General features: G+C 32.3%; 16 protein-coding genes and 1 other annotated feature. Of the genes, 8 read left to right on the top strand and 8 right to left on the bottom strand.

What is annotated here, in order from left to right:
* Positions 1-2 precede the first annotated feature (2 nt).
* The 8 genes from ACHAJD_RS03400 to dnaA form a co-directional block, all read right to left on the bottom strand.
* Entirely contained in the window at positions 3-1,376 is a 1,374-nt protein-coding gene (locus tag ACHAJD_RS03400; RefSeq protein ID WP_435584459.1) for a leucyl aminopeptidase family protein, read from the bottom strand.
* A gap of 13 nt (positions 1,377-1,389) precedes the next feature.
* Positions 1,390-2,664 carry a serine--tRNA ligase gene (gene serS, locus ACHAJD_RS03395; RefSeq protein WP_435584458.1) on the bottom strand — a complete coding sequence of 425 codons (1,275 nt, stop codon included), beginning with the start codon at positions 2,662-2,664 and terminating at the stop codon, positions 1,390-1,392.
* 40 nt (positions 2,665-2,704) lie between these two features.
* Positions 2,705-2,898 (bottom strand) — a binding site (T-box leader).
* Between the two features lie 39 nt (positions 2,899-2,937).
* On the bottom strand, positions 2,938-5,586 hold the full coding sequence (gene gyrA, locus ACHAJD_RS03390) for a DNA gyrase subunit A (protein ID WP_435584457.1): 2,649 nt from the start codon (positions 5,584-5,586) through the stop codon (positions 2,938-2,940).
* Between the two features lie 11 nt (positions 5,587-5,597).
* Positions 5,598-7,505 carry a DNA topoisomerase (ATP-hydrolyzing) subunit B gene (gene gyrB / locus ACHAJD_RS03385; RefSeq protein WP_435584456.1) on the bottom strand — a complete coding sequence of 636 codons (1,908 nt, stop codon included), beginning with the start codon at positions 7,503-7,505 and terminating at the stop codon, positions 5,598-5,600.
* On the bottom strand, positions 7,498-8,589 hold the full coding sequence (recF, locus tag ACHAJD_RS03380; RefSeq protein WP_435584455.1) for a DNA replication/repair protein RecF: 1,092 nt from the start codon (positions 8,587-8,589) through the stop codon (positions 7,498-7,500). The genes gyrB and recF overlap by 8 nt, the downstream gene beginning before the upstream one ends.
* Positions 8,586-8,795, bottom strand: coding sequence for an RNA-binding S4 domain-containing protein (locus ACHAJD_RS03375; protein WP_435584454.1), 210 nt, complete (start codon positions 8,793-8,795; stop codon positions 8,586-8,588). Before ACHAJD_RS03375 ends, recF begins: the two co-directional genes overlap by 4 nt.
* A gap of 117 nt (positions 8,796-8,912) precedes the next feature.
* Positions 8,913-10,037 (bottom strand): DNA polymerase III subunit beta, encoded by a 1,125-nt coding sequence (dnaN, locus tag ACHAJD_RS03370; RefSeq protein ID WP_435584453.1) that lies wholly within the window; start codon positions 10,035-10,037, stop codon positions 8,913-8,915.
* A gap of 127 nt (positions 10,038-10,164) precedes the next feature.
* The gene (gene dnaA / locus ACHAJD_RS03365; RefSeq protein ID WP_435584452.1) at positions 10,165-11,538 is read right to left on the bottom strand and encodes a chromosomal replication initiator protein DnaA; all 1,374 of its coding nucleotides are present in this window, start codon (positions 11,536-11,538) and stop codon (positions 10,165-10,167) included.
* A 369-nt stretch (positions 11,539-11,907) separates the two neighbouring features.
* Here dnaA and rpmH point away from each other — a divergent pair, with 369 nt between their 5' ends.
* From rpmH to ACHAJD_RS03325, 8 genes are all read left to right on the top strand, one after another.
* On the top strand, positions 11,908-12,042 hold the full coding sequence (gene rpmH / locus ACHAJD_RS03360) for a 50S ribosomal protein L34 (RefSeq protein ID WP_435584451.1): 135 nt from the start codon (positions 11,908-11,910) through the stop codon (positions 12,040-12,042).
* Positions 12,043-12,126: 84 nt separating this feature from the next.
* The gene (rnpA, locus tag ACHAJD_RS03355) at positions 12,127-12,474 is read left to right on the top strand and encodes a ribonuclease P protein component (protein WP_435584450.1); all 348 of its coding nucleotides are present in this window, start codon (positions 12,127-12,129) and stop codon (positions 12,472-12,474) included.
* The gene (locus ACHAJD_RS03350; RefSeq protein ID WP_435584449.1) at positions 12,471-13,334 is read left to right on the top strand and encodes a YidC/Oxa1 family membrane protein insertase; all 864 of its coding nucleotides are present in this window, start codon (positions 12,471-12,473) and stop codon (positions 13,332-13,334) included. The genes rnpA and ACHAJD_RS03350 overlap by 4 nt, the downstream gene beginning before the upstream one ends.
* A gap of 10 nt (positions 13,335-13,344) precedes the next feature.
* Complete coding sequence (jag, locus tag ACHAJD_RS03345) at positions 13,345-13,959, top strand: RNA-binding cell elongation regulator Jag/EloR (RefSeq protein ID WP_435584448.1); 615 nt, start codon at positions 13,345-13,347, stop codon at positions 13,957-13,959.
* 2 nt (positions 13,960-13,961) lie between these two features.
* Positions 13,962-14,510, top strand: coding sequence for an aminoacyl-tRNA hydrolase (gene pth / locus ACHAJD_RS03340; protein ID WP_435584447.1), 549 nt, complete (start codon positions 13,962-13,964; stop codon positions 14,508-14,510).
* Positions 14,511-14,614: 104 nt separating this feature from the next.
* The gene (gene mfd / locus ACHAJD_RS03335) at positions 14,615-18,064 is read left to right on the top strand and encodes a transcription-repair coupling factor (RefSeq protein WP_435584446.1); all 3,450 of its coding nucleotides are present in this window, start codon (positions 14,615-14,617) and stop codon (positions 18,062-18,064) included.
* Positions 18,065-18,161: 97 nt separating this feature from the next.
* Entirely contained in the window at positions 18,162-19,208 is a 1,047-nt protein-coding gene (locus ACHAJD_RS03330) for a glycerophosphodiester phosphodiesterase family protein (RefSeq protein ID WP_435584445.1), read from the top strand.
* Positions 19,209-19,679: 471 nt separating this feature from the next.
* A complete protein-coding gene (locus tag ACHAJD_RS03325) occupies positions 19,680-20,966 on the top strand; it encodes an adenylosuccinate synthase (RefSeq protein WP_435584444.1) in 1,287 nt (428 codons plus the stop codon).
* Positions 20,967-20,986 lie beyond the last annotated feature (20 nt).

The following is a 20,986-nucleotide window of genomic DNA, read 5'->3' as shown; positions in this document are numbered from 1 at the left end:
TTTTATTTAAATAATCTAGCTAATGTTTTAACCATCGTTCCTGTTGCCCCTGTTGCTGATTCAAAAGACGTACCAGCAATATCTAGATGAATCCAAGGACAATCATTTTCAATGAATTTTTCCAAAAACGCAGCTGCAATTGATGCACCTGCTAAACGACCACCTTTATTGCTCATATCTGCAGCATAGCTTTTTAACTCTTCACGGTATCCTTCTGAAATTGGCATTTCCCAAATACCTTCTTTGGTTTCTTCTGAAACTTTTTTAAGTTCTTCTAAAAAGTTTTTATTATTTGTGAATGCACCAGTATAGTCTTTTCCTAGTGCTGCAACGATTGCACCAGTAAGGGTTGCAACATCGATTAATTTAGTTGCACCTTCTTTTTGTGCATACCATAATGCATCCGCTAAAGTTAAACGCCCCTCAGCATCTGTAGAAATGATTTCAATGGTTAACCCATTTGCAGCAGTTAAGATATCATCTGGAACAATAGCATCGTCTCCGATACGGTTGTCTGTTGCTGCAATAATAACACTAACATTTGCTTTATACTTTAAACGGGCAATGGCTTCAATAGAACCTAAAACCGTTGCTGCACCCGCCATATCACATTTCATATTAGGCATCCCTTGTGGTGTTTTTAAGGAATATCCACCAGTATCATACATGACACCTTTTCCGATTAATGCCGTGATTTCTTTAGATGAGGCATCTCCATTGTAATCAATATGTATAAGTTTAGGTTCGTCTTTACTTCCTTTATTAACCCCTAAGAATGCACCCATATTTAGCGCTTCAATTTCTTTTTTATTAAGGATTTTTACAGTTAGGTTATCAATAACAGATAAAGATGTTGCATATTCAGCAAGTCCGGTTGCATTTAAATAATTATAAGGTAAATTAACTAAGTCTTTGGTATGGTTAATTGCTTCTCCATACACAACGCCTTCATGAATAGCATCATCAAGTGTTTTTTCAGTGAAATAAGCAAGATTATACTGTTTGTTATCATCTTTTGATTTTAATTTGTTAAACGTATATCCAATTGTTAACAATCCTTCAAATAAATGACTGATTTTTTTCTCGTCAAAAGAATCAAGTAACAAAATAGCATCTTCTTTTAACCCACTAATCGCTTTAAGTACAGTCGTTGTTTTTTTGGTATTTTCTAAAAAATCTTTTTCTATAATAATAACTTTTTTCGCTGCGAGTTTACCCAAGGTATAAACTGTGGTAAATGGCTCATTTGAGAGGATATCGTTAGATAGATTTAATCCCTCAAAAATAGTAGTAACTAGTGCATTTTCTAAATCATTTGTTAAAATTAAAGTCTTACTTTCTTCTTGTAAACTAAACGCTTTTTGTAACTGAAACATAGTAGCCTCCTAATTATTTAATAAGATCTTTTTTCATATACGGAATTAATACTGTAGGTACTTTAATTGTACCATCTTTTTGCTGATAGTTTTCTAAGATTGCCACAACCGTTCTACCTACTGCGAGTCCTGACCCGTTTAGAGTATGAACAAATTCTGGTTTTGAATCTTTTGTTCTTCTAAATTTAATGTTTGCTCTTCTTGCTTGATAGTCTTCAGCATTTGATATACTCCCGATTTCACGGTAAGTATTATATGAAGGTAAATAGACTTCAATATCATATGTTTTTGCCATTGCAAAGCCAACATCACCACTACAAAGTTCAACAATGCGATAAGGTAATTCTAGTAGTTGTAACACTTTTTCACTATTTTTAAGCATTGCTTCTAGTTCATCATAAGAAGTTTCTGGCGTGCTAAACTTAATCAGTTCAACTTTATTAAATTGATGTTGTCTTATAATGCCCCTTGTATCTCTTCCTGCACTCCCTGCTTCTTGTCTAAAAGCAGTTGTAAACGCTGTATATTTAATTGGAAGATCAGTTATATCTAAAATTTCATTACGGTGTAGGTTAATGCTAGGTACTTCTGCTGTGGGATTTAAATATAGATTACGGTCATCAACTAATTTAAATGCCTCATCTTCAAATTTAGGGAATTGTCCACTTGCCAACATAGATTCATAGTTTACGATGTAAGGCAACATGACTTCTAAATACCCATGCTCATCACGATGTAAATCCATCATAAAGTTAATTAATGCACGCTCTAATCTTGCGCCATCACCTTTATATACAACAAAGCGACTTGATGCGACTTTTGCTGCACGTTCAAAATCTAAAATATTAAGTGTTACCCCAATTTCCCAGTGCGGTTTTACCTCAAAGTCAAATTCCGGAATAAGGCCATATTCCTTGATTAAAAGATTATCTGATTCATCTTTTCCAAGTGGTATTTTTTCGTTAGGAAGATTCGGTGTAATCAGTAATTGATATGTGATTTTATCTTCAAGTTCTTTTAAGAGTATGTCATATTTTTGCATGGTTTCTTTATCAAGGTCCATTTGACTGACAACATCTTTAATATCTTTGCCTTCACGTTTTAAAATACCAATTTGCTTACTAGCTTCATTACGTGCTTGTTTTAATGCTTCACTTTTTTGTAAGTATTCTCTTCTTTTTTCATCCATGGTTAAAACTTCTCTTAAATAGCTAAAGTCTTCCCCTCTTGTATTTAAACGCTTAATAACTTCTTCAAGATTATCTCGAATTAATTTGATATCTAACATAGATATACCTCCTTTTAATAAATAAAAAAACTCGTCCCCGTAAAGGGACGAGTTTAAACCCGTGTTGCCACCCTAGTTAGTGCATAGCACTCACTCGATATTGATAACGGTAATAAACCGGGAAGGATTAGTTCCGCAAAAGAGGTAGATTTCATTATGACTAATACTAGTTTACACCATCCACTAGTTCTCTTTTAAAAAGTCAAAATTACTTAGTCTCTTTATGGCTTTCATTTATACATGCAGTTTATCAAAGCTTAAACTATTTGTCAATTACTCTTCGTCATCAAACAAGTTTAATTTAGGTTTTTCAGTATCATTAGTTTCGTCGTTATCTTCTAATTCTTCAGTAATTTCTGAGTTTATAGATGGGGTTTCTTCTATATGAAGTGGGGTTTCTACACTTTCATTATGGGCAACTTCTTTTGTAGCTTCAAGTTGTTCATTTAATACTTCTTCTTGTAAGATATCATCGATTTCTTCCTTAGGTACAACTGCAACGGTTGCGACGCTATGTCCTTCGTTTAATCTCATCAGGCGAACCCCTTGAGTTGCACGGCTTGTTTGGGCAATTTGTTCTATAGCTATACGGATCATCATGCCTTTATTAGTAATAATGATTAAATCTTCATCACCACAAACACTTTTTAGCTTAACAAGTTGTCCGTTTTTTTCTGTAACATTTAAGGTTTTAACCCCTTTACCACCACGGTTTTGTTGGCGATATTCTTCAATCTCTGTTCGCTTACCATAGCCATTTTCCGTAACTATTAGTACTTGATTTCTTTCTTCTCCAACTAAACTGATTCCAACAACTTCATCGTTTTCACCTAGTCTAATTCCTCTAACACCACTAGCCACACGTCCCATATCACGAACGGTTTCTTCGTTAAAGCGAATCGCTTTTCCGTTTGATGCGCCAATAATGACATCTTGGTTTCCGAATGTTTGTCGCACATCAAGAAGTTCATCGCCTTCTTTTAAGTTGATTGCGCGGATTCCTGATGCTCTAATATTTTGGAATGCATTGACGTGTGTACGTTTAACAACACCTTTTTTAGTAACAAAGAACAAGTATTGGTTTTCATCAAAGTTTTTAATGTTTGCGATGGCTTGTAAAGTTTCATTATCTTCAAGTTGCAATAAGTTAACAAGTGGTAATCCTTTAGATTGGCGGCTATAAGATGGAATCTTATACCCTTTCATTTTGTAGATACGTCCTTTGTTAGTAAAGAACAGTAAGAAGTCATGGGTTGAGGTTGGAATAATATGTTCAACCGCATCATCTTCATTGGTTTTAATACCAGTTAATCCCTTACCACCGCGGTTTTGAGTTTTATAACTCTCAGTAGTCATACGTTTACAATAACCACCTTGTGTAATAGTGATAATGACATTTTCTTCTGGAATTAAATCTTCATCTTCAATATCTAAATCAAGTGCTAATGAAACTTCTGTACGTCTACCGTCTCCGTAAGTTTCTCTTAACTGAATTAAATTATCTTTAATAATTTCAAATTTACGCCCTTCATTTGCAAGTAAGAATTCAAGTTCTGAAATAGTTACATACAGATCTTTTAATTCTTGATCAATCTTCTCACGTTCTAAGCCACTTAAGCGGCGTAAACGCATCTCTAATATCGCTTTTGCTTGTTCACTAGATAAATCAAACTTACTCATTAACTGTTCTTCTGCATCATCATAAGCATTACGAATAACTTCTATGACCGCGTCAATACGGTCAAGTGCAATGAGTAATCCTTCAAGGATATGTGCTCTTGCTTTTGCTTTATCTAAGTCGAAAATCGATCTTCTTGTTAAAACCTCAACTTGATGATCAACATAATGAATAAGCATTTCTTTTAAACTTAAAATTTTAGGTTGATTGTTAACAAGTGCTAACATATTCATCCCAAACGACGTTTGAAGAGGGGTGAACTTGTATAAATTATTAAGTGTTACTTCAGCATTTGCATCTTTTCTAAGTTCAATAACAATCTTAATTCCGTTACGATTAGATTCATCTCTTAAATCTGTAATGCCTTCAATACGTTTTTCTTTTGCAAGCTCTGCAATTTTTTCAATTAATCGTGATTTATTAACTTGGTATGGAATTTCTGTAATGGTTATGGTTTTCTTTCCTGATTTTTCTTCTGTTATGTCAGCTTTAGCTCTTATCTTAATAGAGCCATTTCCAGTTTCATAAGCTTGTCTTAATCCACTAATTCCCATGATCGTACCACCTGTTGGAAAGTCAGGACCTGTGATGATATCCATTAACTCTTCAGTGGTAACATCATTATTTTCAATGTACGCTAATACGCCATTAATCACTTCAGTTAAGTTATGTGGTGGAATATTTGTGGCCATACCAACAGCAATCCCTGTTGACCCATTTACAAGTAGGTTCGGGAATTTACTTGGTAAAACGCTTGGTTCTCTTTCAGATCCATCATAGTTATCGACAAAATCGATGGTGTCTTTTTTAATATCAGAAAGCATTTCTGCAGTAATTTTATGCATTTTAGCTTCGGTGTAACGCATTGCAGCTGCGCCATCTCCGTCAATGGAACCGAAGTTTCCGTGTCCATTAACTAGTGGGTAACGGTAACTAAATGTTTGTGCCATACGTACCATTGCATCATAGATTGCACTATCCCCATGAGGATGATATTTCCCCATAACATCCCCGACAATACGGGCAGATTTTTTAAAGGATTTATCTGGTTGAACACCTAGTTCTTCCATCCCGTATAAAATACGGCGGTGAACTGGTTTTAATCCATCTCTAACATCAGGTAATGCGCGTGAAACAATAACGCTCATTGCGTAGCTTAGGAATGAGCTTTTCATTTCTTTGGTGATATTTATTTCTGATATTTTATCAAACTCTATTGGTTTTATTATATTGTTATCATCCATTTAATTCACTCCTAAACATCTAGATTTTGCACGGCTAATGCATTTTCTTGTATAAACTCTTTACGTGGGGCAACATCATCACCCATTAACATGCTAAATACATGATCTGCATCCATTGCATCATCTAGGGATACTTTAAGTAATGTTCTTGTATTTGGGTCCATAGTTGTTTCCCATAACTGATCAGGATTCATTTCTCCAAGTCCTTTATAGCGTTGGATTTGAGATCTTGGTCCGAAATCTTCAAGTTTAATCGCTAATTCTTTTTCAGTAAACGCGTAATCTATGCGCTTTCCTTGTTGTATTTTATATAGTGGCGGTTGCGCAATATAGACATACCCTTTTTCAATTAATGCTTTCATGTGTCTAAACAAGAACGTGAGCAGTAATGTTCTAATATGTGCTCCATCCACATCCGCATCCGTCATAATTACAACTTTATGGTAACGGCTGTTATCTGCGTTGAACTCATCACCAATACCTGTTCCAAATGCTTGGATTAATGATAATATTTCTTTATTTCCTAATATTTTATCTAAACGGGCTTTTTCTACGTTTAACACTTTTCCGCGTAATGGTAAAATGGCTTGAAACTCAGAATCTCTTCCTTGTTTTGCACTACCACCTGCAGAATCACCCTCTACAATATATAGTTCGCTTTTTCTAGGATCTTTCGTGCGGCAGTCTGCAAGTTTTGATGCAAACCCTAACCCATCTAATGGGCTTTTACGACGGGTGGCTTCACGTGCTTTTTTAGCCGCAAGTCTTGCACGAGAGGCAAGAAGTGCTTTTTCAATAATGATTCTTGCATCATTCGGATTTTCAAGTAAGTATCGTTCTAACCCTTCACTTAAAATTTGGGCCACAACTTTACGAACTTCAGTACTACCTAGTTTAGATTTAGTTTGACCTTCGAACTGAGGATCAGGATGTTTTACACTAATAATAGCTGTAAGACCTTCACGTGTATCTTCACCTAGTAAAGATTCATCTTTTTTAAAGATATTATTGGTTTTCGCATAAGTATTTAAGATACGAGTAAGTGTAAGTTTAAATCCTTCCTCATGCGTCCCACCTTCCATGTTATGAATATTATTAGTAAATGGGAAAATGTTTTGGCTAAAAGAATCGTTATATTGCATTGCAATCTCAACGATAATACCTTCTTGTTCCCCTTCAGCATAAATAACTTTTTGATGAAGGTTTTCTTTGTTTTTATTTAAATAAGCGACATACTCTATAATTCCGCCTTCATAAATATAACTCTTTGTTACAATATTATTTGGTTCACGATGATCAGTTATGTGAAAGTTAATCCCTTTATTTAAAAAAGCCATTTGTTGGATACGTAATCTTAATGTTTCAAAGTCGTATTCCGTTGTTTCTTTGAAAATATCTGGATCAGCTTTAAAAGTAATCATTGTCCCTGTTAACGGGGTTTCACCTAATTCTTGTAGTGGTGTTGAAGTGATTCCTTTTTCATAGCGTTGAATATATTGTCTACCATCACGGTGAATATCGACTTCTAGCCATGTACTTAATGCATTAACAACACTTGCACCAACCCCATGGAGTCCTCCAGATACTTTATAACTTTGGTTATCAAATTTACCACCCGCATGAAGGGTAGTTAAAATTGTTTCAACAGCTGGTAATCCTGTTTTAGGATGGGTATCAACTGGAATCCCACGTCCATCATCTTGAACTTTAACAATATTGTCTTCTAAAATATCAATAGTTATGGTTGATGCATACCCAGCTAATGCCTCATCAACAGCATTATCTACGATTTCCCATACTAAATGATGTAATCCTCTTGGTCCTGTTGAACCAATAAACATCCCTGGGCGTTTCTTAACTGCTTCTAACCCCTCAAGAATTTGAATATTACTCGACGTATAAGTTCTTTTTTCATCCATGGTGTTTCACTCCTTTGATTTTACCTGCGTGTATTTCAAATACAGTTGATTCTTTTATATACTTTTTATTAATTTGATTTAAGTCTGTCGTTGTTATAAAAATCTGTGCGTTTTTGTTTAACTTATAAATAATACTTTCTTGCCTTTTATAATCTAATTCACTAAAAACATCATCAAGTAAAACAATTGGGTAATGGCCTCTTTTAGCGAATATCATTTCGGTAACTGCGAGCTTTAATGCAAGAACTATTGTTCTAATTTGACCTTGTGATGCAAAGTTTTTAACAACGTCATCATCATAATAAAATCCGTAATCATCACGATGAGGCCCTAAACTTGTTGAGCCTGTCAAGATATCAATAGGTTCTTTTTTTTCTAATGCTTTTTTAAAATCTTTTTCTATTGAAGGCTCATAAACAATTTTTACAACAGGGTCTTCTTCACTGATTAGCGGAATGGTTTCTGTTAAATGATTGTTTAATGACTCAATAAATGTTTTTCTTTTAGTTACAATTTTTTCAGCATAATGAATTAGTTGGTCTGTTATAACTTCAAGGGTTATATGATCAAATTTTTTAAGTGAAATTCCTTTTAAAACATCATTACGTTCTTTTAATAATCTACGGTAATGTGTTAAATCATTTATATAGTTTTTTGAGAGTTGTCCAATTTCTAAATCTAAGAATCTTCTACGTTCTAAAGGCGCCCCTTTAATTAAATCTAAGTCTTCTGGAGAAAACATAACCACATTTAACAATCCTATATAATCGCTAAGTTTTGTCATTTCTATACGGTTGTATTTTACTTTCTTACCGCCTTTTGATAGGACCATGTTCAGTTGGGTCTTTTTGTCTTTAAAATCGCAGAGTGCGGAAATTTTAGCGTACTCTGCGCCTTTTTGAATGATATCCTCATCTTTAGATAGTTTGTGAGACTTGGTTAATCCTAATAAATGAATCGCTTCTAAAATACTAGTTTTACCTTGAGCATTATCTCCTATAATAATATTTAAGTTAGGATGAAATTCTAAATTTAAGGTGTTATAAATTCTAAAAGAGGATAATTCTAGTTGTTTGATAATCATACGATTTTAAAAACGCCGTAATCTTGAATATCAATAACCATGCCTTTATAAAGTTTACGGCCACGTCTGTTATCGACTTCTTGATCTACGGTTATTTTTTTTGTTGCTAAAATAGCTTTAATATCTCCACCGCTACTCGCAATATTTACAAACTTCAATAATTGACCTAAAGTGATAAAATCAGTATGTATTTTTACAGTCTCCATAGAACCACTCTTTCATATATATAAATACTTATATATATTATATATTATATAGTATGTGAAAACAAGGTTTTACGTAAAAAAAAGGGCTCAAAATGAGCCCTAAAAATATCAGTTTTTTTAATCTGTTTTTACTGGTAAAACAAGTTGTAACATATCCTCATCATATTCACCTGTTATGATGAATGGACGAATCTCTCCAGTGAAACTTACACTCACTTCACTTGAGGCAAAAACCTTAAGTGCTTCAAGGACATATTTTGAGCTAAAAGCAATTTTTATAGGTGAACCAACTACTTCATCAACTGGATAGATTTCTTCTAGTACACGCCCAATTTCAGGTGAATTAGAAGAAATTTCAACTGTATCATCTTGTCTTAAGTTTAATTTTACAATCGCGTTGTGCCCATCTCGACTTGATAATAGACTTGCACGTTCAATTGCCGTTAAAAGTTGTTCTTTGTTAAATTTAATTTGAACAGGAAATTCTTGAGGAATCAATTTTGAGGTCTCAGGATAATTTCCTTCAAGTAATCTCGATAAGAATAAAATATTGTTATACTTAAATAAAACACGTGATTGATCAAAATGAATTTGAACATAATCTTGATTGTTTTCAAGGATTTTCATAAGTTCTTCTAAACTTTTTCCTGGAATAATAACATTCATTTTATCGTAAGTATCTTCTAGTGTAATTGTTTTTTGACTCAATCTATATGAATCTGTCGCAACTGCACTAAGTTTTTGACCATCAATTTTTAGATTAACTCCTGTTAATATTGGACGATTTTCAATAGTTGAAGTTGAAAAAGCTGTTTGTCTAATAATGGTTTTTAATGTGCGAACATTAATTTTAATAAACGTTTCTTTTTCATTAAATATTAAATTTGGATAATCGTCAATTTCAAGCATATTTAAAGTAATATCTGAGTGATCAGCTTCTATACGTAGTAAATTATCATCAATATAAGACATTTGAACCATTTGACCATCTAACTTACGAATAATCTCAATAAAATATTTACCAGGAATTAATACAGATCCTTTTTCTTCAATATTTAAACTAGAGTCTTCTAATTTAATTTTAATTGAAATATCTGAATTACTAGTTGTGAGTATTAAATGATCTTCTAAAACATCAAGTTTAATTCCTTGTAATGCAGGGTTTGGTGTTTTATTAGATAAAGCTTTTTGTGCGACGATAAGATGGTACAGTAATTTATCTTTGTTAATTTCGAAACGCATGAAATCACCTCTTAAATAATTAATATGTTTTTAAAGTTATTATTATAAGTGTAGCGTGGAAATGTTTAAAACACTATCTTACCTAGATAATTATACCATAGTTTAGCGAAAAAACGTGTTATTTTTTTTAGTTTTCTCCACATTTTATCGACAATTTTTCTACATCGATTTTTACATTAGTATCTATTTGAATATCATTAGTTATTTTTTCAACAGAATGCATCACAGTTGAGTGGTCTCTATTGCTAAAGTAAGAACCTATTTTTTTATAAGGTAAATCATAGGTTGTCTTAATCAAGTACATGGCTACCTGTCTAGGATACATAAAATTTCTAGTACGTTTTTTTGATACTAAATCTGTTGTAGAAATATTATAATAATCACTTACAAGACTTAAGACATTATTAATTTTTGATTTAACAAAATCTTTATGATTTTTTTTAGGTTTTACTAAACTTTCAAGTGCAATTTCTGCATTTTTAATATTAAATTCAAAATTAAACGCAGTACAATAAAATAATACACGTTTAAGTGCGCCTTCTAATTCACGAACATTGTTATCAAAAACACTGGCGATATATTCTAATACTTTTGTAGGAATTAGGTTTTTATCACTTGTTTCTGCCATTAATTTTTTCTCTAGAATTTTAATACGATGATCTAAATCAGGTCGATTAATATCAACAGAAACACCCCATAAAAATCGTGATGTAAGTCTTGACATAATGTCTTTTAAGTCACTAGCACTGCGGTCTGAGGTTATAACTATTTGTTTTTGATGTGAGTGTAATATTTCAAATAATTTAAAAAATTCGATTTGCGATTTTTCTTTTTTAGCTAAAAACTGGATGTCATCTACTAACAAAACATCCACATCACGGTATTGATCGTTAAATTCATCAAATTTCTTTTTACTAGCTAAACGAACGTACTCTTCTACAAATTGATCTGCTTTTACATAAAGGACTTTTTTATGAATATCGCCTTCTAAAATATAGTTACCAACACATTGCATTAAGTGCGTTTTACCTAAGCCTACATCCCCAAAGATGTATAAAGGATTCGCAACAATACCAGGTTGATCAGCTACTTTAATAGCAGATGTATAAGCTAAACGGTTTGAGTTACCTACAACAAAGTTATCAAAAGTGTAACTAGGATTTAAGTTTGTATTAAATTCTGTTTGTCCAAATTCACTTTCTGGGGTATTAATTTCATAACTTTTTTGAGCAACGAGTTCCTTTTCAGCTTGATCTTTAGTAATTAGTTTATATTTATAGGTATCAGACATATGTCCTTCTAACAAGCGGTTCATTTTTGTTAGATAAAGCATTTCAATTCTTTTTTTTACAAATTCATTTTCAACTAGCAAATAAATGTAATTATTTTTCACTTTAAAAATAGAGTCAATCGCCCCGATTGTCTCTTGAAATGATTGTTCTTCAAATGTGTCGGCGAGTTCGCTCCTAATCTCGTTCCAGACTTCAACATGTTCTTGCATTAAATCACCCCTAAAAACGTATCATTAGTTTAGCATAGAAAAACCATAAAAAAAACAAATATTTATAGACATAAAATGTGGAAAACTTTTTAAGTCAACATACTTAATGCGCAAAACTATTTAGTAAAAAGATGCTTTAATTAGCCGTTGTAAGAGTTATACACATTTTAATATTTGGTAGTTTTCAATGTTTCCACATTTCCACATTCACAAATGTCGAAATATGAGAAATTAGCCGATATATTGTGTGGAAAACTACTTTATAATCTTTATAAATCAAAAAAAAATGGAATGCTATTGACACACTGCTTATTATTATATATAATGTTGTAGCATGGTTTTTCGCAAATGAATTAGGAGGTGTTGATCATGAAAAGAACATATCAACCAAACACACGTAAGAGAAAAAAAGTTCATGGATTTCGCGCTCGTATGGCTTCAGTCGGTGGGCGTAAAATAATCGCTAGACGCAGACTTAAAGGTCGTAAAACATTAACCGCATAATAATATAAAAAACTAAATCTTAATTAAACTTGTAAACACCTGAAAAAAGATTCTTTTTTAGGTGTTTTTATTATTTAGGGGTTGATGAGGCTGAAGAAATTATTTAGAGTTAAAAAATCACAAGACATTGAATCAATTATTAAGACACGTAACGCAGTTAGAAATAAGTATTTTAAATTATACAGTAGAAAAAACCATGAGATACCTTATTTTAGATTTGCAGTTAGTGTCCCCAAAAAATATGGGAATGCAGTTAATCGTAATAAAGTTAAAAGACAGTTACGCATGATTGTAAGCCAACAAACCATTCAATCAAATATTGATTTCTTTATTATTGTGAATCCAGAAGCAAGAAGTTGTAGTTATCAAACATTAAAAGAATCACTAGAACAATTGTTGATTAAACAAAATATCATCGAGGTGAAAAAATGAAAAATTATAAAAAACTGGTATTAGTTGTTGTACTACTACTTGTTGTGACAACATTAAGTGGCTGTAACACAGCTCATTACGAAATGGGTATCGGCGAAGGTGGCGGATTCACATGGGTTCAATGGATTGTTGCACGTGTAGCTGATCTTATTTATGTAGTTAGTATGTTAGCTGGTGGATATTATGCAGTCGGACTTATTATTATTACATTACTTATTCGTATCCTTGGATGGCCAATTTACTCAAAAAGTACTGCGTTAAGTACGAACATGCAAATCGCTCAACCAGAACTTGAAAAATTAAAACAAAAATATCAAGGTAAAACTGACCCTGCAAGCCAAAGAGCACAACAACAAGAAATGATGCAAATTTATAAAGAATATGGAATTAATCCTTTAGGATGTTTACTCCCATTATTACAAATGCCAATCTTTATTGCTATGTATCAAACGGTACGTCGTATTCCTTTAACCCCAAGATTTACTGAAAATTTAAATTTTAACTTCTTATGGTTTAGTTTTACAGATGAACCAGTTACGCCATGGTATAGTTTGCAAAATACCACATTTATTGTCTTAGCATTTATTGTAGGAGCAACAATGTTTGGGTATCAAAAATATGCAATGACTAAACCTGAAGCCTTACAAAACAGAAAATATCGTACAGCACAACAAGAACAATCAGAAAAAACGATGAAATATATGATGTACTTCATGACTTTCATGTTAGTATTTATCGCATTCACAAGTCTAGGGATTGCATTTTATTGGATTATTGGGAACTTATTCCAGTTTGTTCAAACTTATGTAAACCGTAAACAAACCATTCAACGTTTAGAAGCAAAAAAATCAAAAATATAGGGTGATTTATATGAAAAAATTAACGTTTGAAGTAAAAACACTCGAAGAAGCACGTCTAGAAGCGGTAAAAGATTTCCGTGTTAATGAAAAATATATTAAATTCGATACAACAGAGAAAAAAAGCATGTTAGGATTAAGAAAATCATACACAGTAGAAGCTTATGTGGATGTTGATGTGGTTAAACTTGGTCTTGAAACGCTAGAAGCTCTGTTTGAAAATATGGGTGTTGAGGCAACAATAACAGTGTCTACACCAAGTGAACAAGAAATTGTTTATGAAGTTGAAACTGAAGAAAACCCTGTTTTAATTGGTAAAAACGGTAAAACATTAGAAGGCATTCAATTTTATATTCGTAATTTAATCAATGTATATACTGAAGATCACAAAATGGTTTTAGTAGATATTGGTGGGTATAAAGAAAACCGAAAAAAACAACTTGAAATTTTAGCAACCAAAACCGCTAAAGAAGTTGCACGTACTAAAGTACCGGTTAAATTAACCCCAATGAATGCTTATGAACGTCGTATTGTTCATACTAAACTTGCAGATTGGCGTGACGTTATCACTAAATCTGAAGGCGAAAATCCAAACCGTTACTTAGTGATTAAACCGAAAAAGAAATAATCATGAAACTTATTGTTGGACTAGGAAATCCTGGTAAAAAATATCAAAATACCAAACACAATATTGGATTTTTATGCCTTGATTATTTTGCTAAACAAACCAAACAATCATTTAAAAACGATAAAAAGTTTCAAGGAGAACTAATTAAAACAAATGATTATATTCTTCTTAAACCCCAAACCTTTATGAATCTTTCAGGAATTAGCGTTTCTAAAATTGTCACGTACTACAATATTGATTTAGAAGATATTTTAATCATTTATGATGACTTAGATTTACCCTTAGCTAAGTTACGCCTGCGTTATCAAGGCAGCGATGGCGGTCATAAAGGGATGCGATCAATTCAAAGTTCACTTTTATCAAACGATTTAAAGCGTGTGAAATTTGGTATTGATAAACATCCGCATATGGAAACCAAAGATTATGTACTTAGCCAGTTTAATAAAGAAGAAGTAAAACCAACAGAAGATGCTGTTAAAGAAGTCTTTAAAATTATGAACGACTTCATTGATGGAATTGACTTCGTAGCTATTATGAATACTTATAACTAAACCCTTGTAAAAGGGTTTTTTTAACGATTATTTTATGATAAACTATTCTTAACTTGGCGAACCCCCCATTTATGGGAAGTTCGCCATAACGCGTGAGGTGAAACATGGATAAATTACTAAATTACTTAAAAACAACCCCCTATTATAAAGACTTAAAAGAAGCCTTAGATCACAACCGTAAAATTGAACTCAATGATACTTTTGACGATTTAAACCTATTGTTGATCAAATTATTGCAATCTATGACAGATCGTAATCTTTTAATCGTTCACCATAATCTTTACCACGCACAAAAAATGTACGATAAATTAAATGATATTGATGATTCAATTTTGTTTTATCCTCAAGATGAGTTTATCACTACAGAAATGTTAGCAATGAGTGAGGCACTTAAGTTTGAACGGCTCTATACAGTTCAATCGATACTTAAAAGAAAATCAAATATTGTTATTACACATCCAACAGGGTTTATAAAACAACTTATTCCATTAGACTTTTATAAACAAGCTGAAATCGTTTATAACGTTGGTGATGATATTGATATTAATCACTTAATCCAAACATTAATTCGTTTCGGGTATAAAAGAAGTGTCACCGTCGAACAAGTGGGTGAATTTTCTCAAAGAGGAAGCATCATTGACTTATTTTTAACTGATTTAGATCATCCAATAAGAATTGATTTTTTTGATACAGAAATCGATTCTATTCGAACCTTTAATATTAATACACAACGATCTATAGAGAAAAAAACGTCTTTTACCCTATTTCCAAGGGTTGAATTTTTCTATAATCAAGAACAATTAGATACAATTGTTAGTCATGTATTAACAACAGTAGAACATTTAAACTTAGAAGAAGAGTCAAGAAATAGAGTTCTCTATGAGTTAGAACAACTAAAAGAATATGATTCTTTAGATCAACTCTCACGCTATATGAGTTTCTTTAAAGAACCACTTGAAACAATTACAGATTATTTAGATGACCCGCTTATTATCTACATTAATCAACCTTATGTTAAAAAATCTTATGATAACATAGTCAGTGATTTAACTGACTGGGTACTAGACTTAGACGATTACCCTAAACTAGGGTTTAAATTTATTAAAGATATCGATAGAATTTATCATGATAAAACGGTTTATTTAAATCCGCTGGATACGATTAAACATAAACATAAAACATTTATATTACGCGCTAAACAAACACCAATTTATGATAATAACTTTCATTTACTTTTAAAAGAACTACAAAAATATAATAATTACACAACTGTTTTAATCACGTTAAAAAATGAAAAACGTATGAAACACTTTATTGAATCGATTGAAGACCATGTAGAAGTGAAATTATTAGGAAAAAATGATACCATTTTCGAACGTAAAATTAACGTAACCCTCGAAGATAATCCGATGAGTTTTGAATGGTTTGATACGAATTTAATTGTTTTAAATGAATACGCAATCTATCACGAGACCGAAAAAAAACAAGCTAAATACAAAAGTGTTTTTAAAGATACTAAAAAAATTAGTCACGTTAAAGAACTAAGAAAAGGCGATTATATTGTTCATTACGATCACGGAATTGGACGTTTTCTTGGCATAGAAACCATGCATATATCCAATCATACCAACGATTATATCGTTATTCAGTATAAAGGGGATGATACCCTTTATATCCCTGTTGAAAATATCCATCTTATTCAAAAGTATGAAGCCCATGAAGGGGTACGCCCTAAACTTAATAAACTCGGCAGTGCTGACTGGGCAAAAACTAAACAACGTGTTCGTAAAAAAGCAAAAGATATTGCTGATCAACTTATTAAGTTATATGCAGCACGTGAAAAAGTTAAAGGATTTAAATTTAGTGAAGATAACGAACTTATGAGTGTTTTTGAAGCTGATTTTCCCTATGAAGAAACCCAAGATCAACGCAAAGCAATTGAAGATGTTAAAAAAGACATGGAAGATGAGCGTCCTATGGATCGTTTAATATGCGGGGACGTTGGTTATGGAAAAACCGAAGTCGCTTTACGTGCATCAGTTAAAGCCGCTCTTGATAACAAACAAGTCGCTTATTTAGCGCCAACAACTGTTTTAGCACGCCAACATTATTATACTTTTAAAGATAGATTAGAACAGCACGGTATAAAGTGTGCACTCTTAAACCGCTTTGTAACAAAATCTAAACAAAAAATTGTTCTAGAAAAACTTAAAACTGGAGAAATAGATATCGTTTTAGGTACCCATCGCTTGTTATCTAAAGATGTCGTCTATAAAGATTTAGGGTTACTCATCATTGATGAAGAACAACGTTTTGGAGTAGAACATAAAGAAAAAATTAAAACACTAAGAACCAATATAGATGTGATGAGCCTTAGTGCAACCCCAATACCTAGAACCTTGCAAATGGCTATGACAGGGGTTAAACAAATGAGTCTTCTTGAAACCCCACCTAAAAACAGATTCCCAATTCAAACGTATGTCTTACAACGTAATGACCATGTAATTAAAGATGCAATTGAAAGAGAACTGGCTAGAGGTGGACAAACATTTTATTTGTATAACCGAGTAGAAACTATTGAAAGTATTCAAGACAAACTTTCTCATTTAGTCCCTGATGCGCGCATTGTTTTTGCCCATGGCAAAATGAGTCGGTTAAGATTAGAACAAGTCATTGAAGATTTTTTAGATCATAAATATGATGTATTAGTAAGTACAACAATTATTGAAACAGGGATTGATATACCTAATGCAAATACACTAATCATTCATGATGCCGATCAGCTTGGTTTATCACAACTTTATCAAATTAGAGGACGCGTAGGTAGAAGTGACCGAATCGCATATAGTTATTTAATGTATCAAAAAAACAAACAACTAACAGATGAAGCATTAAAACGCCTCCAGGTCATTAAAGAATTTACAGAACTTGGCAGTGGTTATAAAATTGCAGTACGTGATTTAGCCATTAGAGGAGCTGGAGATATACTAGGCACAGAACAATCAGGCTTTATTGACAGTGTTGGCATTGATTTGTTTTTAGAAATATTGAAAGAAGAAATAGATAAAAATAAGGATATTAATGTCTTAGAAAAAGGCACCTTAGAAAAAGCAAAACAATTAATCAAAGTTCCTGTAAATAAAACCATCCCTGAAGACTATATTAGTGATGATGATATCCGTATTGAACTACATAAAAGGATTAATGACTTAATGAGTTCAAATGAATTAATACTTCTAAAAGAAGAACTCAATGACAGATTTGGCAAACTCCCAGAAATTTTAGAACTTTATATGTTAGAAAAACTTTATGAATCTTTAGCCATAGTCCATGATATTGAACGTGTTCATGATAAAGAAACTACAATCCAGTTTACGCTTAGTAAAGAAAAAACAAAGACTATTAACGGTGAACGTTTGTTTAGTGTAATCTCTGATTTGTCACCCTTCATACACCTTTCATATAAAAAAGAACGCATTCTAATTCAAATCGAAAAGTTAAAAACCGCTCAACATTACTTAAATTACATGATTAATATTTTAGAAAGTCTTTAACAAAAGATGGATAGTCTATCCATCTTTTAGTTTATATTCAAGGTAAATTTACCTAAAATCATGTATAATATATAGAAATTACTTAGGGAGGAATACCATGTTAAAAACTAAACCAATATTAAGAAAAATAGGGTTCTTCGTTTTATCTTTCTTCGTTGTTTGGTCACTCCTTGCATTTTCCCCAAAACCAAACAATATTGACAATAACCCTTTTATCGTAGGACAAGGCAACCGTCCAGTTATAATCGCCCATGGTGGCGGTAATCAAGAGTTCCCTGATAATACTTTAGAAGCATACTATAATGCTTTTAGTATTGATCCTACCGTCATGCTAGAAACAGATGTTTCTTTAACAAAAGATGGCGTGATTATATTAACACATGATACGACATTAGACCGCAGAACGAGTTTGCAATATGCAGAAGTTATTGAAACCAATTATAGTGATTTGATTGAACAAGAGATTAATTTTGGGTATTACAATAATATAGAACCCTTCTCTAATGGTTTTAATGTAAGTGGAGAACTCATCGAATATAGAAATTATAGAGGTGAAATAGTCACACCACTTGATGTTAACTATCCAGAAGGGATTGAACCACGACATGAAACAGTCTTTTTAGCTACGACACTTGAAGAATTAATTAAGGCCTTCCCAAATAACTACATGAATGTTGAAATAAAACAACGAGGCGATGTGGGGATTGAGGCATTAGAAAAAGTCATTGAACTTATGGATGAACTAGATGATGATTATAATACCTTTGGCAGAATTGTATTAGCAACATTTCATGAGGAAATCTATGATCAATTCGTCAACCTAAGAAATACCACACATCCTGAATTAATGTATTCACCACAAAATAGAGTAGTTCAAAAATATTACATTTTACAAGTTACTAGATTATCACTTTTCTTCAGAGATGAAATTGCAGTTTTACAAGTACCCACAACCCATTCTGGACTTGATTTATCAACACGTAATTTTATAAGTACTGCTCAAAGACACAATATAGCCGTACATTATTGGACTATTAATGATGAAGACGAAATGCGAAGACTCATAGAACTTGGTGTTGACGGCATTATGACAGATAGAGTCCAATTACTCAAAAACATTCTTGATGAATACTACGGGGATTAATATTCCTGAAAACATCGTTATTATAGATGAGTTTGAACGGACAATTATTGATTAAAGATATTATATTAAAGACCTTAACGAAGGGAATACCCAATGAACTTTGGAAATCTAAAAGCAATGTAACTTCATGCGAAATTTAAAGAAATTACCATGGATCTATTAGATAGAAAAATTGACTTCTATCACGAAGAAAACAATACCCACAAACTGTATCAAAAAAGTATTAAACGTAGTTAGAATAGATTTATATGTCAATAAACATGGACAAAAATTGTCCATGTTTTTACTTTAAAAATCCATTGACACAACAACCCGTATTTGTTACACTTTAGTTGGATTATGACTATTGCGGCGTACCTGATACAAATTTAGAGGTTGCCTTTTGTGGTACCCTAAGGAAGGGTACACTTTTTAATTTTAGTAAATAGTTTTAATAATGGGTATAGAAATCTAGTAAACGAGGTGTCGTAAATGAGTACAATTACTGTAGTAGGAACCCAATGGGGCGATGAAGGTAAAGGGAAAGTAACAGATTATTTAGCTCAAAAAGCTGAAGTTGTTGTTCGCTATCAAGGGGGAAACAATGCAGGACATACAATTAAATTTGATGGATTAAAATTTGCACTTCATTTAATTCCGTCAGGTGTTTTTAAGAAAGATGTTATTAATATTTTAGGAAATGGAATGGTGATTGATCCTATTGCATTCTTAGAAGAAATTAATATGCTTGAAAATGCTAAAGTTTCAACTAAAAATATATTTATTTCTGAGCGTGCCCATGTGATTTTACCATTTCATAAAGCCATTGATCAGTTATTTGAATCACTTAAAGATTCAAGTAAAAAAGTAGGGACAACCGCTAAAGGAATAGGGCCTGCTTATATGGATAAAACAAGTCGTTTAGGTATTAGAATGGGCGATTTTGTTAATCTAAACCGATTTGAAAGTTATTTAGCTGAATATATTCCTTATATCAATACCTTTTTAAAAGCATTTAATAAAGAACCTTTTGATAAATATGAAATATTGTCGATGTATAAAGATATATTAGGTAAAGTGAAGCCTTATGTTAAAAATACATCTAAACTACTAGATGGTCTATTATTAGAAGATAAAAAAGTTTTATTTGAAGGCGCTCAAGGAACCATGCTTTGTTTAGATCATGGAACCTATCCTTTTGTGACAAGCAGTTCTCCAACTGCTGCAAGTGTAGCCCTTAATACAGGGATTTCACCACAAAATATTCAAACAGTAGTTGGTGTAACAAAAGCATATACCACGCGTGTAGGTGGAGGTTATTTTTCTACTGAGTTTGAAGATGATTTAGCCAAAAGAATCCGTATTCAAGGAAATGAGTTTGGAACTACTACTGGTAGACCTAGAAGAATTGGATGGTTAGATACCGTTGTGTTAAGACATGCAAAACGTGTAAATGGGTTGACTCATTTATCAGTGATGTTACTAGATGTTTTAAAAGATGTGCATCCACTAAAAATTTGTGTTGCTTATAAACTAGGTGAAGATATTATTGATGAAGTCCCTGCCTCAATTGATGATTATGAACAATGTGAACCAATCTATATTGAAATGGATGGATTTGATGAGCCATTAACTGAGGTTAAAACATATAAAGATTTACCTAAAAATGCTAAAAAATATTTAGAAAAAATCTCAGAACTAACAGGTGTAGAAATCGGAATTGTATCGGTTGGTCCTGATAGAACCCAAACCATTATAAAAACACCATTTTTTGAATAATATAAAAGGACGATATTCGT

The organism is Liberiplasma polymorphum (genome assembly GCF_043951795.1).
Classification (GTDB): domain Bacteria; phylum Bacillota_I; class Bacilli_A; order Izemoplasmatales; family Izemoplasmataceae; genus Liberiplasma; species Liberiplasma polymorphum.
This window is presented reverse-complemented; position numbering and strand designations above follow the sequence as displayed.

Coding starts and splice junctions, on each gene's coding strand:
- pth (WP_435584447.1), top strand. CDS start 13,962: ATGAAACTTATTGTTGGACTAGGAAATCCTGGTAAAAAATATCAAAAT.
- serS (WP_435584458.1), bottom strand. CDS start 2,664: ATGTTAGATATCAAATTAATTCGAGATAATCTTGAAGAAGTTATTAAG.
- jag (WP_435584448.1), top strand. CDS start 13,345: ATGAAAAAATTAACGTTTGAAGTAAAAACACTCGAAGAAGCACGTCTA.
- dnaN (WP_435584453.1), bottom strand. CDS start 10,037: ATGCGTTTCGAAATTAACAAAGATAAATTACTGTACCATCTTATCGTC.
- ACHAJD_RS03400 (WP_435584459.1), bottom strand. CDS start 1,376: ATGTTTCAGTTACAAAAAGCGTTTAGTTTACAAGAAGAAAGTAAGACT.
- gyrA (WP_435584457.1), bottom strand. CDS start 5,586: ATGGATGATAACAATATAATAAAACCAATAGAGTTTGATAAAATATCA.
- ACHAJD_RS03375 (WP_435584454.1), bottom strand. CDS start 8,795: ATGGAGACTGTAAAAATACATACTGATTTTATCACTTTAGGTCAATTA.
- ACHAJD_RS03350 (WP_435584449.1), top strand. CDS start 12,471: ATGAAAAATTATAAAAAACTGGTATTAGTTGTTGTACTACTACTTGTT.
- recF (WP_435584455.1), bottom strand. CDS start 8,589: ATGATTATCAAACAACTAGAATTATCCTCTTTTAGAATTTATAACACC.
- dnaA (WP_435584452.1), bottom strand. CDS start 11,538: ATGCAAGAACATGTTGAAGTCTGGAACGAGATTAGGAGCGAACTCGCC.
- ACHAJD_RS03325 (WP_435584444.1), top strand. CDS start 19,680: ATGAGTACAATTACTGTAGTAGGAACCCAATGGGGCGATGAAGGTAAA.
- rnpA (WP_435584450.1), top strand. CDS start 12,127: ATGAGGCTGAAGAAATTATTTAGAGTTAAAAAATCACAAGACATTGAA.
- rpmH (WP_435584451.1), top strand. CDS start 11,908: ATGAAAAGAACATATCAACCAAACACACGTAAGAGAAAAAAAGTTCAT.
- ACHAJD_RS03330 (WP_435584445.1), top strand. CDS start 18,162: ATGTTAAAAACTAAACCAATATTAAGAAAAATAGGGTTCTTCGTTTTA.
- mfd (WP_435584446.1), top strand. CDS start 14,615: ATGGATAAATTACTAAATTACTTAAAAACAACCCCCTATTATAAAGAC.
- gyrB (WP_435584456.1), bottom strand. CDS start 7,505: ATGGATGAAAAAAGAACTTATACGTCGAGTAATATTCAAATTCTTGAG.